This is a genomic window from Bacteroides stercoris ATCC 43183, from assembly GCF_025147325.1.
GTDB classification, from domain to species: domain Bacteria; phylum Bacteroidota; class Bacteroidia; order Bacteroidales; family Bacteroidaceae; genus Bacteroides; species Bacteroides stercoris.
The window spans coordinates 3,227,583-3,244,141 of sequence record NZ_CP102262.1 but is presented as its reverse complement, the minus strand read 5'-3'; the positions used below and the strand labels follow the sequence as shown (position 1 = coordinate 3,244,141).

Genomic DNA, 16,559 nt, shown 5'->3' with positions numbered 1-16,559 from the left:
AATTAACTAAAAAGACAGAACAATGAAAAAACAATATATGAACTATATGAAAAGCTGCCTGCTGGTAATGATAGCCTGCCTTGTAAGTATGGTGGGAGCGGCACAGGGCTTCTCTCCCGCCGCTATGGAACAATTGAAAACAAGACGACTATGGTCTCATTCACAGAATGCTGCCGGTATGCCATTCGATGATATTCAGAATTATTCGAATGTTATATTGGGATATGACTTACAGGACGGAAACTATTGCCGTCCGCAAGAGGGGCAGAAAGAGGCTATCGTAGGTGTATCCAGTGAAGGCTTTATCAATCTGAAAAATGCATATGTGTGGGGAGCATTTAATTTTGCACAAAAAAATCTGACAGATGCCGGATATAACGCCTCCATTGCCGATCCATTCAGGGGAATGCCTTACTATGTCGCAGACCAGCACTTAAGCAAATGGAGAAATCAATATTACGATCTGAAGTTTCGTGCAGCTACTCCTTTACTTGGTAATCATTGGGCATTGGGGTTGGAAGGTAATTATGTAGCTACATTAGCTGCCAAACAGCGCGACCCGCGTGTGAATACCCGTTTTTATACGCTGGGACTGACGCCGGGGATTACTTACAAGTTGAATAATTCACACAAGTTTGGTGCAAGTTTCAAGTATAGTTCTATCAAGGAAGACTCAAGAATGAGTAATGTCAACTCTTATGTGGATCAGGACTATTATATATTATACGGTTTGGGAACAGCCATAAAAGGAATAGGCAGCGGTGTAACCAGCAATTATATTGGAGACCGTTTCGGTGGAGCTCTCCAGTACAACTTCAGTATGCCCTCTTTCAATTTACTGCTTGAGGGCAGTTACGATGTAAAAGCGGAAACTGTTCAGCAGAGCTATACGACTCCTAAAAAAATAGCCGGTGTAAAAGATAAAACTGCTCATGTTTCTTTAACGATGATTCAGGAAGGAAAGGACTATACCAATTATATGAGAACCACATATACAAATCGTAACATCGATGGTATTCAGTATATTTCTCAACGCGATAACTCTGAATCACAAAGTGGCTGGGTGGAATTATATAATAACATCCGTTCTACGTACAAGGCACAAACCGCTTCTCTTAATTATGCATTAAGCAGAAACCGCGGGAATGAATATAGTTGGAAAGCAGAATTGAATGTGAATTATACCAAGCAAGACGATGAATATTTAATGCCTAATTCTGTACAGAATGCAGAAAATTTATCTTTAGGCTTAGGTGGCAAAAAAAATTTTGTTTTAGGCAATAGTTTGAATCGCAGGCTTTTAATAGATGTTCATGTTGCGTATAACAATAATCTGGGAGGTGAATATGTATATGGTGGCAGCCATGCAGACTATCCAACTGTAACCGAATTACAACAAGGGCTGACTAATTATTATACCTGTGATTACTATCGTATTGGCGGGTCGATAACGTATTCGCAACAAGTCAGAGAAAACAGACGTATGAACTTATTTGCAAAAGTTGTATTCGATCGTATAAATACCTCTGACTATGATTATGATGGGCGTACTCATTTATCGATAAGTTTAGGATGTAATTTTTAATGCTACATAACGAAATCTATATTACAAAACATGCGTAAATTAATAACTGGAAGTTTGATGCTCTGCAGCATATTATCTCTGCGGGCACAGACATTTGTTAAACCGGCTGTGAAAGTAAAGGACACCTCTTTTGCTGTAATTACAGATAAAGGGACATTTCAGGCTTGTGAAGCCGAGCTTAAAGCCTATCAGGAGATTCTAGGAATGGAAGGGTTGCCTACGTTCATCGTATACAATGAATGGAATAAACCGGAAGATGTAAAGAAAGTTATTGTTAAGCTCTACAAAAAGGATAAATTGGAAGGAGTGGTATTTGTCGGTGATATCCCTATTCCAATGCTCCGCAAAGCCCAGCATATGACTTCCGCTTTTAAAATGGATGAGAAAAACAATGACTGGAGAGATTCTTCAGTGCCCAGCGACCGTTTCTACGATGATTTCGACCTACAATTCGATTTTTTGAAACAGGACAGTGTCGAAAATAATTTCTTCTATTATAATTTGGCTATAAAATCTCCACAGCAAATTCGGTGTGACATATATTCTGCACGTGTCAAAGCTGTTGATAACGGCGAAGAACCGCATGCGCAAATCAGCCGCTATTTTAAAAAAGTGGTGGCTGAGCACCAGATAAACAATAAATTAGACCAATTCTTCTCCTATACAGGTGATGGCTCTTACTCTAACTCATTGACTGCATGGACACCGGAAACCTTTACTATTCGCGAACAAATGCCGGGCGTATTCGATAAAGAGGGACGGGCCCGTTTCATCCGTTATAATTTCAGCGATTATCCCAAGGACGATGTCATTAATATGCTGAAACGCACAGATCTGGACTTGTCTATTTTTCATGAGCATGGTATGCCCGAACGTCAATATCTTTCCGGTAGTCCCGCTACTAATAGGTGGAATGCTCATGTAGATGCAATGAAGTACTATTATCGTGGTTTAGCGCGTAGAAAGCAAAACAACAAAAAGTCTTTCGACGAAATGCTGGATATGATGAAAAACACATACGGTTTGGACACTACTTGGATTGCAGGCTATGATGATCCCAAAGTAATTGCAGAAGATTCTTTACTAGACCTGCGCACCGGTATTATCCTGTCGGAAGTTACAGAGTTTAAGCCTAATAGCCGTATGGTAATTTTCGATGCATGCTATAATGGTGATTTCCGGGAAAAAGATTACATTGCCGGACGTTATATCATGTCGGAAGGAAAATGCGTAACTACTTTTGCCAATTCAGTCAATGTACTGCAAGATAAAATGGCAAACGAGATGCTCGGCCTGTTAGGTATGGGAGCACGAGTGGGGCAATGGGCTAAATTGACGAATATTCTCGAATCGCACATTACCGGTGACCCTACTCTACGTTTTCAATCTATCAATGAGGTAGATGCCAATGCTTTGTTCAAAGAACCATATAGCGAGTCCCGCATGTTGGAGTTATTACAGTCGCCCTATGCCGACATACAGAATTTTGCTTTGCACAACCTTTATCGCAATGACTATCCGGGTATTTCTGATTTATTAAGAAAAACTTTTGAAACTTCCTCGTTCATGATGGTACGTTTCACCTGCTTGGCATTGCTTGAGAAGATTAGTGACAAAAACTTCCGGGAAGTCTTACACTTGGCCATTACGGATTCCTATGAATTTATTCGTCGCACCTCTGTTCGTATGATGCAACATGTGGGACTGAACGAGTATGTTTATCCGCAAATCAAAGCCTATGTAGAAGACAACCTATCCGAGCGTGTGGCATTTAATGTGAGTTTGGGGCTTCAAGTCTTTGATCAGGCAGCCGTACAGGCGGCAATTGATAAAGTAATGGCTGAGACCTATGTGTTGCAAGACAAGGAGGAGATGCGTAAGGTTTTGGAGAATGCCAATAATAGTCGTAGCATGCAAAAAGAGTTATTAAGCAAAGAAACTTCCGAACGTTGGCGCATCCTTTATTGCAATTCTCTGAAAAATCATATGGCACATGCCTGTGTAGACGGCCTCTTGGCTTTACTTACCGACTCCAGTGAAAGTGAAAAGCTAAAAACCTGTTTATTGGAGGCTTTTGCTTGGTTCACTCATTCTTATCGGAAGCCTGACATCCTTCGGGTATGCGATCAACTGAGAAAAGATAAGAGCTTATCCGAGAACCTTCGTGAAGAAGCCGACCGTACATATTACAGACTTAAAAATTAATTGGCCATGATTAAAAAAATAATATATCTGGCATTTCTTTTGCCATTGGCAGGAAATGCACAAACAACAGTCATAAAGCCATTGGTCAAACAACCTACCGCTTTTGCTATCATAACAGATAACCAAACTTATGCAAATACCAAAGATGCCATGCATCAGTACAAAACTGCGGTTGAAGATGATGGTTTGGCAACTTATCTGATCAGCGGTGACTGGCAAAATCCAGATCAAGTCAAACAGATAATCATCAAAACATATCAAGAATGCCCTTCATTGGAAGGTCTGGTTTTAATCGGCGATGTGCCTGTCGCATTGGTACGTAATGCGCAACACATGACTACTGCATTCAAAATGAATGAGAAAGCCTTTCCTTGGGATCAGTCTTCCGTACCTACCGACCGCTTTTATGATGATCTGAACTTAAAGTTTGAGTTCATCAGGCAAGACTCAGTAAATCATCAGCATTTCTACTACAAATTGACAGAAGACAGTCCCCAGCGGCTAAATCCTACTTTCTATTCAGCTCGTATCAAGTATCCGGAAAAAAAGGAAGGGGATAAATATGCGGCCATTGCCTCATATCTGAAGAAAGCTGCTGCTGCCAAGGCAGATAAGCATAATCAATTAGATCGGGTATTCTCATTCAATGGTGCTTCTTACAATTCCGATTGCCTGATTGTATGGATGGATGACGAAAAAGCTTATATGGAGAACTTTCCATTAGCTTTTGGTCGTCAAATGGGATTCAAACATTGGAACTTCCGAATGAAACACCCTATGAAATATAAGTTATTCAGCGAATTGCAACGAAAGGACCTTGACTTATTTATGTTTCATGAACATGGAATGCCAACAGGGCAGCTTATTAATGATGAATTGGCATGCACTGATTTCAATAATCGTTATAAAATGTTGAAGAGTACACTTTATAATGCAGTCATGTCCCATGTTGGAAAACGTGACAAAGACACCTTACGTATTCAGATGCAGGAAAAACGACAAGTGAATGAGGTGTTTTTTAAAGACCTGGACAATCCTAAGTTCTGGGAAGCAGACTCTCTTCACTACGCTGATGAACGTATCGTAACGGAAGATTTAATGAAGAGAAATCTTTCCACTAATCCGAAGATGATAATGTTTGATGCGTGCTACAACGGTTCTTTTCACGAAAACGACTATATAGCAGGACAATATATCTTTAATGACGGTCAGACATTAGTAGCACAAGGAAATACCCGTAACGTATTGCAAGACCGCTGGACTATTGAAATGATTGGTTTGTTGTCCCATGGTGTACGAGCCGGGCAATACAATAAGCTAATCGTATCACTTGAAGGTCATTTGTTTGGTGATCCCACTTTCCGTTTTGCTCCTATCGAAGCCAATACTTTAAGTACCGATATAACAATACACAAAGATGACAAAGCCTATTGGAAGAATTTGTTAAACAGCCCATACGCTGATGTACAAAGTTTGGCCATGCGTATGCTGGCTGACGCCGATACCCAAAAGGAATTATCTCCGTTGCTCCTGAAGAAGTACCGGGAAAGTGGCTTCAATACGGTTCGTATGGAAGCTATCAAGTTGTTGAGCCGTTATCAGGACGACAACTTCATCGAAGCATTACGCGAAGGTTTGAACGATACTTATGAAATGGTAGCTCGCCAAAGTGCCATTTATGCTGGATTTGTAGGTGACGATTCCTTATTGCCCGCTATTGTGGAAGCATTGGTCGAACATAATGAACGCTTACGCGTACAAATGAGTGCCAACAAGGCTTTAAGCCTTTATCCGAAAGAGAAAGTAGAAAAGACAATAGAAGACTTTTATGCAAAAGTTGACCGTTTGAATGAAAACGAAGAGAAAAAACGATTACTAAGAAGCCTGGAAAGAATGTTTGTACAAGAGGCAAAAGTCCATCAGACCTTGATGGATGTAGCTGCACCGGAAGCAAAACGTATCAGTGCAATCCGCAATGTGCGTAACTATACATTCCATTTCCACGTGGATGATTATTTGAATGTAATTCGTGATGCCGGTAATCCACAGGAAGTACGTGTAGTAATGGCCGAAGCATTAGGTTGGTTTACTAATTCTGTACAACGGCCACACATTCTTGAAGAAATAAAGAAGATGCAACAAACAGCCAATCTTCCGGAAGATTTAAAAGCAGAGCTTGAACAGACAATCAAAAGATTAAGTTTATAAATATGAATAAATACATCCTTTTGGCAATTACCGCTTTGTGCTTACAGGATATGCAGGCGCAAACAGTTGTACATCCTAGTATAAAAACAAAGACTACTTTTGCAATTGTAGTCGATCAGAAAAGTTATGATGAAGCGAAAAGTGAAATTGATGCTTATCGTACCAGTATAGAAAAAGAAGGTTTAGGTACTTACTTGCTAATTGATGATTGGAAAAGGCCCGAACCTATTCGTGAGCAACTTGTCAAATTGCATGAGAATGAGAAAACGCCTTTGGAGGGTTGCGTATTTATAGGTGACATCCCTATTCCAATGATTCGTGATGCACATCATCTATCTTCGGCTTTCAAAAGGTCTCCCAAAGCCAATTGGCAGAAATCAAGCGTTCCTTCCGACCGTTATTATGATGACTTCGGATTAAAATTTGATTATATTAAACAAGACAGTTTGATACCTGACTATCATTATATGACATTGCGTGCTGATTCTAAACAGTATATTTCACCGGATATTTATTCGGCCCGTATCCGTCCATTACATTTAGAAGGTGAGAACCGTTATCAGATGCTACGCGATTACTTAAAAAAGGCAGTTGCCGAAAAAGCAAAGCAAAATGCATTTGACCAACTGACTATGGCCCGTGGCCATGGTTACAATTCTGAAGATCCTTTGGCATGGAGCGGTGAGCAAATAGCCTTACGTGAGCAATTGCCGCAAATATTCAAATCGGGTAATACAGTGAAGTTCTATGATTTTAACATGCGCTATCCGATGAAACCATTATACTTGAACGAGATTCAGCGCGAAGGATTAGATGTCATGCTATTCCATCACCACGGTGGCCCCACCATGCAGTATATCAATGGCTATGAAAATGGTTCCGGTATTAATTTGAGTATTGAGAATGCCAAAATATTCTTGCGAAGCAAAGTGCCTTCATACGCCAAGAAACATGGGCGTGAAGCTGCTATCAAAGAATATGCCAAGCAGTATGGGGTGCCTGAAAGTTGGTGTGCGGAAGCTTTCGATGAGGAGAAAATAAAATCGGATTCCATTGTAAACCGTAATATGGATATCTATACTGAAGATATTCGTCTTTTGACTCCTAATGCGCGTTTTATATTGTTCGATGCTTGTTTCAACGGTTCTTTCCATTTGGATGACAACATTGTAGGCTCTTATATATTCAATAAGGGTAAGACCATTGCTACTATGGGATGTACGGTTAACACCATTCAAGATAAATGGCCGGATGAATTTCTCGGCTTGTTAGCTGCCGGTATGCGCATCGGGCAGTTCACTCGTTTTACCTGCTTCTTGGAAAATCATCTGATCGGTGACCCGACTTTTCACTTCACCAATAATGCCGGGCTGGATATGGACATCAACCAAGCTTTAGTTGCGCAGGAAGGAAATGTTACATTCTGGAAAAAACAGCTGAATTCCCCTATGGCTGACATGCAGGCAATGGCGCTCCGTCAATTGTCAATGGCAAATTATAGTGGTCTCGTTGAGTTGCTGAAGAAAAGTTACCACGAATCGAACTATTTCGTTGTGCGGTTGGAAGCATTACGCCTATTAGCTTTGAACTATCCGACAGAGGTTGCCGATGTATTGCAGACAGCCATGAACGACAGTTATGAACTGATCCGTCGTTATGCGGTGGAATACGTTGAAAAGAATTGCAATCCGGAATTGTTGCCGGCATGGATAGAAAGCTATTTATTACGCGGACATGAAAACCGCCATCGTTTCAGAATTTTTAGTGCTATCAACACGTTCGACCATGATATGGCTTTGAATGAATTGAAGAAACAGGCTGCCGATTGGTCTTTCTACGATTCTTCCTATGTGAATGAATTGTTAGAATACCTTCCTCGCCAAAAGAAAGGACTTGAAAGAGATTTTGCACTTATTGACAGTCCGGAAAGTACTACCAAACAGATACAAAGCGAAATAAGTAGGTTCCGAAATAAACCTATTGCTAAAGCTATTGAGCCATTACTGAACATTATAAAAAATGAAAGCCAAGAAGAAGAACTTCGCATATTGGCTGCTGAAACATTAGGCTGGTATAATTTATACTATAATAAAGCAGATATAATCAAAGAACTTAACACATTTAGAACTTCCAATCAAAAGCTAATGAACGAAGTTACCAAAACAATTAATAGGCTGAAAAGTCAAAATAGGTAGAATCATCCAAACGATGAGATAGACCGGATCCAAAGGGCGGTTCTGCCATTCCTGAGCAGCCTGGTTGACTTTGTTCGTGATGATGGAAATAGCTGATGTGGACAGTTCTATCTCATAGATTTCACGCATCTCCTCTTCTATGTCTGACACGCTCATTCCTTTGGCATATAGGGAGATAACAAGTTTTTCTTTAATATTATCGACACTATACAGGGACATTCAGTAAATGTCTATAGTATAACTCCTCAACCAGTTCCAGACACCAATCATTAAAACAGGGATATTCCTAAAATAATAAAATTTAAGGCAACTAATTCATTGCGAGTTAGTTGCCTTTTTTGTATCTTTAAGCATTCCCCCAAAAAAACGGTTTGACGGCCAAAACGGGGGTAATCTAAAATAAAAACACATGGTAAAGATACAAAAAATCTCAGAAATCGAACCTCGTTTAGGTTTTACCGAGTTCGATATGCTAAAAAAATATCGTCAAAGTTTTGCAACGAGTGAATTAGGTCGCCTCCATGCTCTGTTTCCTTTCTCGGAACTGGCCCGACAAATGCATTTGAAGTCCTCTGCTTTGGGTCGTAAAAGTTATTTTTCTCCCGAAGGTAAAATAGCCTTGATGGTCTTGAAGTCCTATACCAACTTTTCCGATGCACAACTGATTGAGCATTTAAACGGTAATATTCATTACCAGTTGTTTTGTGGTGTTCAGATTGATCCGCTTCATCCACTAACCAATCCTAAAATCGTTAGTGCAATTCGTCAGGAACTAGCGCATCGCCTTGACGTTGAGCCCCTCCAGCTCATTCTTGCCGAGCATTGGAAACCTTATCTTGAGAACCTTCATGTCTGTATGACCGATGCCACCTGTTATGAAAGTCATCTGCGTTTTCCTACTGATACCAAACTCTTATGGGAAGGTATTGTATGGCTTCATCGTCATCTGTGCAAACATTGCCAGACCTTGCACATACAACGTCCCCGTAACAAGTATCTTGATGTACGCCGTGCCTATCTTGCTTATAGCAAACTGCGTAAACGCAGGAAATCACAGACTCGTATGATTACACGAAGGTTACTTCAGTTATTGGAAAATTCAATACTGCCAACAGATAATCCAAATGATCGCCTGTCATAATATAACAGGCATTGTTCATTACATAATTGTTGGCATCATATGCAAAAGCCATTTGGTTTCCGATTATTTTCCATACAATTTTTGGCTTAGAAAAATCCTCCCAATAACTGATGCTATCTTGTGTTTCAAACCACTCGTTACTAGTTTTCTTTCGGGCTTTTATTTTTTTGCCATTAACAATATGAGTTTCTCCTGTTTGTTCTAAACGCTCTATGCCAATTGACAGAAGATAATTTTTCACCGCAGGATAACTTTCTATATCATAATGCCGCGAAGGAAATGTGGCTATAATCCACAAGTCCGCCCATTCATATTCATATCTCTTGATATCCCTGCCACGAAGAATCGGTCGTATAAGTTCAGCCGTCCGAACACGTTCATCTTCTGTTTGACAATTCGCTAGTATCTCATCACGCTTTTCGGTAGAAATGATAAAAGCATCATTGAAACCAGTTTTTATCCCATAGTTGATTTGGATGTTCCAATCCTTCAAGGGTATTCCCACAGACTCAATCTTCTGCTTGATGCTCTGTTCAATGGGAGACAATATCACCCATGGGATAGAATCTGCAAAGTTACACTTCACGCCTTGTTGCTGCACGAAATCGCTCAAATTATTCAAGCCATTCGAATCTTGTACCAAACAAGCTTGTGTGTTAAAAATATTTGCTGCTTTTTGAGATAAAAGAATATTTGCTTCTACCGTTATTGCATCGAATATTTTTATACCTGCAAAATCTACCAACATAATAGGATTGGTCTTGCTTGCGAAATAACCTCGCAAGGCTTCACCATACCCTGCACGCATCCATTTATTAGACGTGATATAGCAAAGAAAACCATTGGGAGTAAGCAGGTTCATACCCAACTCATAGAAGAGGCAGTAAATATCACCAGTGCGTGCATAAGTTATGTACCCCATGCATTCTAATACATCGGCACTCTTACCCATAGATTGTAACTGAATGTAAGGTGGATTGCCAATGATACAGTCAAATCCCAAGAAGTTGCCTTCGGCATCAAGTACTTCTGGAAACTCTATACGCCATTCGAATGCACCAAGATAAATTTTGTTGGAGCGTATTTCCTCAAATATATTTTCTAAAGTCGCAATTTCTTTCTTTAAATCGGCAATGCGCTTGTCCGACGCTTTCTTTTCCTTTTTTGTCGGTTCAAACAGTTGAGGCGCTTGTAAGTTTGCCAACTCAGAGCGGCGTTTGTTCAATCTAACCAATCGTGCATCCCGGCGGTTGATCTCTGTTTTCAGTTTCGACTTGATTTCTGTTATAAACGTTTCCAAATCCTGCTTTTCGCTTTTACTTTGGGCATTTTTATATTTAGCTACAGCCTCCTTATATTGGCTGATGCTGATACTAGACTCTCGCAGTACGGTCTGAATACTGTCTGTCAAAGCGAATCGGTGAAGCAAAGAATTTCCACATTTGATGTTAATGTCGATATTTGGTAAGGTTTCTAAATAAGTGTAATTACTTTCAGCCGTATAGTAAGCATTCTTCAACAATTCAATCCACAGTCGTAGGCGGCAAATCTTCACAGAGTTGGGGTTAATATCAACGCCAAATAAACAGTTCTCAATGATTTGACGCTTCTCCTTGAAAAGAGTTTCCTGCATGCGGCGACTTTCCGCATTGAGTGGGTTGTAAGCAAATAAATTACCTTCGGTATCGGTAACAATCAGCTCGTCATTTTCAATGGCAAGTTGATAGTCCGCTTTGCGGATACGCTTACCGGTAGCATCTACCAAAATACCTAATTCGTATTTCAAGAGTATCAGTTCATTGAGAGCAGACACAAGAAAGTGACCCGAACCAACAGCTGGATCACACAGTCGCAAACTGTTAATTAGTTCATTAGCTTCGACTATATTGTCAATATGGTTGTATAGTTCTATACGGGTGGTACAATTCCAGCCATAATAACCATTAAACTTTTGCAACACGGTCTTGGTGATTGCTTCACGGCACATGAACATAGTGATAAAGCCTGGAGTGAATACTGAACCATCCTTGTGACCATTTATTTTCTCGAATATAAGCCCTAAAACAGAAGCATTGATGAGTGTTTTAGCCTCTTCTTGCACTTCTTCACTGCTTTCGCTCGCAAAGTTATAAGCGTCGAGAAAAGCAAACAAATATTGCAGGGTGGGTAATGCGTTGACTTGTAGATTGCGTTTTTTATTTCGTAATACGCTACTCGCCAAGACAGGAAGTACCGTACGTTGTGAAAGGCTGTTTATCTTAATTGTTTTACTTTCCAAATCTGTCACCTCGAAAAGAGAACTGTTAAGATAGGGAACGTAAGCAAAATCACGCATAATGGAGTGTGTGCGGCTGCCCATGTCACGTGCAAGCACTTGGAAAAAGAGTGTGTTGAGATCATCATAGTCATGAATCTTAGTTATTGAAAGAAATTTATAGATTGCATCTCCATTGTGGTATTTCAACATCTGAGCCTCCAACAGTTTCAAGAAAAGGATACGATTCATCCAAGTAATACACAATTCCATTGCAACATTGAATAACCGTTCCTCATAATCATTCCCATACAAACGACCATTTATGTGACGCAAACAATCTTCTGCATCCAGTTGGTTAATAGTATTCTCTAGTAATGAAGCCTCGTCACGCCGTTCCACAGCTTTGCGTACAATCACGGTTTTATTATTCTCTTTGCGTTCCTCAATACCAATAATGTGTAGCAGCTCAGTGTAGAATCCACGGTTGAGCGAATTGCTGTCATTTTGGAACGATAGCTTCAAAAGATGTGTATCGCTGAATATCTTATAAAGTTCGATAAGTTTGCGTGAAGCGCTACTGTCTGTTCTATCAAGCAGGTGTTGATAGTCTTGTAAGTTGAAGTAAGTGTATTCAAGGCTATCTTTCACCTCCTCAATATAGGTTGTTGCAATTTCAGTATAGAAGAAATCGGTTTTGTTACTGGTTTTGCGTCCATCCACAAAGTCTTGAAACTCACGACGTAATTGTTTGTTCTGATAGAATTTGCGTTCAAACTCATGGGCATCAAAAATAAAGAATTCATGAATATTAGTAGCGATGAGATATTTAATATCATTGTTCTTCTTATTGACACGTTCTTTAAGATAGTATAGCAATAATTCCTGCAAAGCCTTACGATTAAGATTGTCATTAGAAATCATCTCACCTTTGTTGGTGGTACTCTTTACTTCAATCAATAACCCTATATTGGACTTGATAGTTTTATCCAATCGGATAGCCAAATCAATATCTTCTTCGGGAGCCATGTAGTATGGCTTGTAGAACGTTTCACTCAGAAAATTACGTAAATGTTCTTTTTGCGTGTGTTCTCTTTGCCCATCCACAATATTGTCTCTCAATGTGCGAAGGGCATTTTTGAATAAGTCAAAATCTGTTGTTTCAATCGCAACCTGTCTATATGCTTTGTTCAAAACTTGATTCGGTTTGAGTAGTCCCATAATGTTTGGTAAATGAGTTAATAAAATACAAAGGTAGTCTAAAAACTTGATAATAAAGAATGAACGTATTGGTTTAACGAAAGTTTGTTCTACTGCCAGCCATTATCAACAAACAATAGCAGCAGTAGATTTGACATGATTCTACTTATTATATTGTAATAGCCAGCCAAAGTAATCTTTTCACATCCGGATCTATCACAGGTTGGATAAGTTGTTAACCTGAAGGTAACCGACCTGATGGTATAGGAACAGGAAGAAGTCTGTAATCATGGCATTTACCCGGATAGAGAAGCCACATTTTTTATTGCCGGACTTCCGGCATTGCCTCATCCATGTGTGAAAAGGAGTTTTTTCTTTCACCACAACGTTCCTTTCACATACCCAAAGGGGGTAGTGGATCCAGACCTGCTTCGGCTTTCTTTTTCCTTCCCATATGACAAAAACCGACTATCCATGACTATTCCTGCCAGTGTGCCGGTCGTGCTTGCCTCTCATGGTTTCTTCCCTTATATTCGCACTGATATTTAAACGAGTTGAAAATATGGAAATATGCTACATCGAGGCCGGTGTCCTTGAGAGGATGCTGGCGCGCGCCGAGAACCTGTCCGCACGTGTGGACAGATTGTATGAGAGAAACCGCTGTAAGGAACCCGGAGAGTGACTGGACGGCCAGGATGTCTGCCTGCGCCTTGACATCTCGCCGCGTACCCTGCAGACTCTCCGCGATACCGGACGGCTGGCGTTCACCCGCCTCCAGCGCAAGTTCTATTACAAGCCCGGGGATGTGGAGAAGTTGATGGTCTACGTCGGCATCAGACGCAAGGAGAAGGAGGTGAGAGAAAGAAGGAAGAACGGAAACCTTTAAAGAGCGGAAGAGATGGAAGGCATTATCGACAAGGAGAACGAACGTGTCCGCAGGTTCTTTGCCCTGCTGGACGACATGGAGAAAAAAGTGGAACGTCTTGCCCGTGACAACCGTCCTCCCTTCAACGGGGAACGGTTCCTGACCGACAGGGAGCTTTCCGGGATGTTGAAGATCAGCCGCAGGTGCCTGCAGGATTACAGGGACCAAGGACGGATTCCCTATATCCAGCTTGGCGGGAAGATCCTGTACAGGCAGTCGGACATCGAGAGGCTGCTGGAGGAGAACTATCACCCTGCATTGGTATAATATCGTATTTAAGTTTAAGGATTGTCGCCGGAATTGCATTTACGATTCCGGCGGCAGTTTTTATTTAGCCTGCGGCTTCCTTGCCGGCCGCGGGCTTTCTTCTTTCCATCAGCCGGTTCATGTCCGAGGATATCTTCCGGTCGGTGACCTGGGCGTAGACCTGCGTGCTGTCGATGTTCGTGTGGCCCATCATCCTGGCGATGCTCTCTATCGGAATACCTGCGGTCAGTGTCAGGGTCCCGAACGAATGCCGGGCCATGTGGTAGGACAGGTTCTCTTTCATGCCTAATGCCACGCCCATTCCATGTACCTCATACCAGAGGACGTCGCGGACCGGCAGCGGGAATACCGGCCTGTCGTCATCCGTGGTGTTGTAAAGCTCCAGTATCTGTCCGGCTATGGGATGCAGCGGGATGAACGCCTCCACGTCCGTTTTGGCGCGGCGGATGCGGATATACCTTCTTCCTTCCGAAGTCGTTCCGATGTGACGGGGATGGAGAGCCCTCGTATCCGCGTAGGCCAGACCGGTCAGCGAGGAGAAGATGAACGTCCTGCGTGCCAGCTCCATCATCGGGTCGGGCAGCGGGGTTTCCATCATCCGCTTCAGTTCACTGCGGCTGATATGCCTTAGTTTAGGTGTTTCTTTCCTCTCGTATGCCACGTCCTCTATCGGATTGGCTCTTAGTATTTCCCGGTCCACGGCGATGTAGATGAGCCGGTTGAGCCAGCACAGGCAGTGGTTCACGTGTCCGTTCCTGTGTCCCAGCTCCTTCTTGAGAAAGACCTTGAACGATTCGGCGAACTCCTCGGTGATGTCCGAAAAGGCGATGTCCTTCATCCCGCGGGATTCGATGAACTGCCTGAGGTTGAGCTGGGTGGTCTTCGACTGGCGGTAGGTGGAAGTGGAGTTGATCTCCTTGGAGCGGACCCTGAGCCGTTCGCGTTCCACCTCTCCGGCCTGCAGGAGGTATTCCGGTACGGAATTGGCGCCTGACACGGTGGTCTTGAGCAGTTCGGCCGTGACCACTCCCTGGTTCCTCAGCAGGTTCCCGTACGCCTCTTCCAACCGGCTGCGGAAGGCGGCAAGGCGGTTGTTCTCCCTGGCTGTTTTGATTTCACACTTCTTGCTGTCCCAGTCCCCGGGTTTGCAATAGACGCCTGTCGTGACTGCCGATTTCTTTCCGTCGATGCTGATCCGGCAGAGGACGGCGGTCGTGCCGTCCGATTTCACCTTGTTACGGTTGATGTAGAATAAGAGCTTGAATGTACTGCGCATGATAATGATTGTTTAGGGATTAAAGGATAAGTTTCAAATCGCGGGTTGCCTCGACGAACCTGTCCATGTCCTCGAACAGCTTCTTCGGGGTTACGCGCGCGTATATCTGGGTGGTCTTTATGTTGGAGTGTCCCAGCATTTTGCAGATGGTCTCTATCGGCACTCCCTCCTCGAGCGTGACCAGCGAGGCGAAAGAATGCCGTCCCATGTGGTAGACAAGGTCCTGGCTCAGCCCTGCCATCAGGCGCAGGGATTTCATATTGGCCCTGAGCGTGTGGTAGTCCTGCGGCGGGAAAAGAGTCTCGCGGGTATCGTCCCGGTATTTCTCAATCAACGCGACGGCTTCCGGAAGCAGCTTGACACGTCCGAGGTAGTCGGTTTTCTTTCGCTGGTATTTCAGCCAGAGGCTGCCCTCGTCATCCCGGAAGAGGTTCTTCCGGGTGATGCTTACCGCATCGGCATAGGCGGTGCCGGTGTAACAGGCGAAGAGGAAGAGGTCCCGGGTGATGACATGTGACCTGCGTTTTTCCGGTATCTCCAGATCACGCAGCTTCTCGAAATTCTCACGGCTGAGTGCTTTCGGTGTTGTCTCCTTCTGCTTGGGCAGCTTGAAGTGGCAGAAATGGTATTTCTCCGAGTGGCCCTCCTTGTAGGCGATGCGGCAGATCTTTTTCAAGATGGCCAGGTAGCCGCGAAGCGTGTCCACGGCATATCCCTTTTCCAGAAGGATGAAATCCTGATAGTCGCGGATGAACTGCTCGTTGAGCTGCCCGAAGACAAGGTCCGGAACCTTGAATTTCGCCTTGATGAATTCGGAAAGCGTGCGGTAGGTGAAGAGGTAGGTCGAGAGTGTGGTGGGCGCACGGTCCACACCGACACGGGCCTTCATTTCCCCGTTATGCCGGTCGAGAAGTTTGAGCAGGGTCATCTGCATGCCCGCATTGCCCTGGAACATGTCCCTGACCGCGGCGGCATCGAAATCCCTTTTTCTTTCCATGAGGGAATTGAAGGCCGAGTGTACGGCAAGCAGCAGTCTTTCTATTTTTTCATTGGTCTCCACCGCTTCCCGGCTCTTGCCGTTCAGCCGGCTCTCACGCGCGTTCCACAGCCCGGGGGTGCAGGAGAGCTTGCAGCTGAACTGCGCCATCGTGCGGTTGAGGGTGATCCGTCCCATGATCGGGGCTTTGCCGGTCTTGTCCGGCTCGCTCTTTTTCAGGTAGAGCAGCACCTTGAATTTTTCCACTTTCATAACGCTCTTTTTTAGGTTGTAAAAATACTCCTTTGAAAAGCGTCCTTTGGCATG

General features: G+C 43.0%; 9 protein-coding genes and 2 pseudogenes. 7 read left to right on the top strand and 4 right to left on the bottom strand.

Annotated elements, in window-relative coordinates; genetic code table 11:
* Positions 1 to 22 precede the first annotated feature (22 nt).
* The 4 genes from NQ565_RS13515 to NQ565_RS13500 are packed head-to-tail and all read left to right on the top strand — an operon-like array spanning position 23 to position 8,193.
* On the top strand, positions 23 to 1,585 hold the full coding sequence (locus tag NQ565_RS13515; RefSeq protein WP_005651735.1) for a DUF6850 family outer membrane beta-barrel protein: 1,563 nt from the start codon (positions 23 to 25) through the stop codon (positions 1,583 to 1,585).
* Positions 1,586 to 1,615: 30 nt separating this feature from the next.
* The gene (locus NQ565_RS13510) at positions 1,616 to 3,790 is read left to right on the top strand and encodes a HEAT repeat domain-containing protein (RefSeq protein WP_005651733.1); all 2,175 of its coding nucleotides are present in this window, start codon (positions 1,616 to 1,618) and stop codon (positions 3,788 to 3,790) included.
* A 6-nt stretch (positions 3,791 to 3,796) separates the two neighbouring features.
* Positions 3,797 to 5,998, top strand: a complete 2,202-nt coding sequence (locus NQ565_RS13505) for a HEAT repeat domain-containing protein (RefSeq protein WP_004311266.1) — start codon at positions 3,797 to 3,799, stop codon at positions 5,996 to 5,998.
* Between the two features lie 2 nt (positions 5,999 to 6,000).
* Entirely contained in the window at positions 6,001 to 8,193 is a 2,193-nt protein-coding gene (locus NQ565_RS13500) for a hypothetical protein (protein ID WP_004311265.1), read from the top strand.
* Between the two features lie 3 nt (positions 8,194 to 8,196).
* Here NQ565_RS13500 and NQ565_RS13495 read toward each other — a convergent pair.
* A pseudogene (locus NQ565_RS13495) lies at positions 8,197 to 8,370 on the bottom strand (transposase); the annotation flags it as partial.
* Positions 8,371 to 8,602: 232 nt separating this feature from the next.
* Here NQ565_RS13495 and NQ565_RS13490 point away from each other — a divergent pair.
* Positions 8,603 to 9,289 (top strand): annotated as a pseudogene (locus NQ565_RS13490) (transposase); the annotation flags it as partial.
* Here the strand turns inward: NQ565_RS13490 and NQ565_RS13485 are convergent.
* Positions 9,261 to 12,809 (bottom strand): type IIG restriction enzyme/methyltransferase, encoded by a 3,549-nt coding sequence (locus NQ565_RS13485; protein WP_005651722.1) that lies wholly within the window; start codon positions 12,807 to 12,809, stop codon positions 9,261 to 9,263. The pseudogene NQ565_RS13490 and the gene NQ565_RS13485 overlap by 29 nt on opposite strands.
* 661 nt (positions 12,810 to 13,470) lie before the next feature.
* Here NQ565_RS13485 and NQ565_RS13480 point away from each other — a divergent pair.
* Together NQ565_RS13480 and NQ565_RS13475 are read left to right on the top strand one after the other, a co-directional pair.
* Positions 13,471 to 13,674 (top strand): helix-turn-helix domain-containing protein, encoded by a 204-nt coding sequence (locus NQ565_RS13480; RefSeq protein WP_032849094.1) that lies wholly within the window; start codon positions 13,471 to 13,473, stop codon positions 13,672 to 13,674.
* Positions 13,675 to 13,686: 12 nt separating this feature from the next.
* A complete protein-coding gene (locus NQ565_RS13475; RefSeq protein WP_004311261.1) occupies positions 13,687 to 13,980 on the top strand; it encodes a helix-turn-helix domain-containing protein in 294 nt (97 codons plus the stop codon).
* A 64-nt stretch (positions 13,981 to 14,044) separates the two neighbouring features.
* Here NQ565_RS13475 and NQ565_RS13470 read toward each other — a convergent pair whose 3' ends face one another.
* Positions 14,045 to 15,256, bottom strand: coding sequence for a site-specific integrase (locus tag NQ565_RS13470; RefSeq protein ID WP_004311260.1), 1,212 nt, complete (start codon positions 15,254 to 15,256; stop codon positions 14,045 to 14,047).
* A gap of 19 nt (positions 15,257 to 15,275) precedes the next feature.
* A complete protein-coding gene (locus tag NQ565_RS13465) occupies positions 15,276 to 16,505 on the bottom strand; it encodes a site-specific integrase (protein WP_004311259.1) in 1,230 nt (409 codons plus the stop codon).
* Between the last annotated feature and the right edge of the window lie 54 nt (positions 16,506 to 16,559).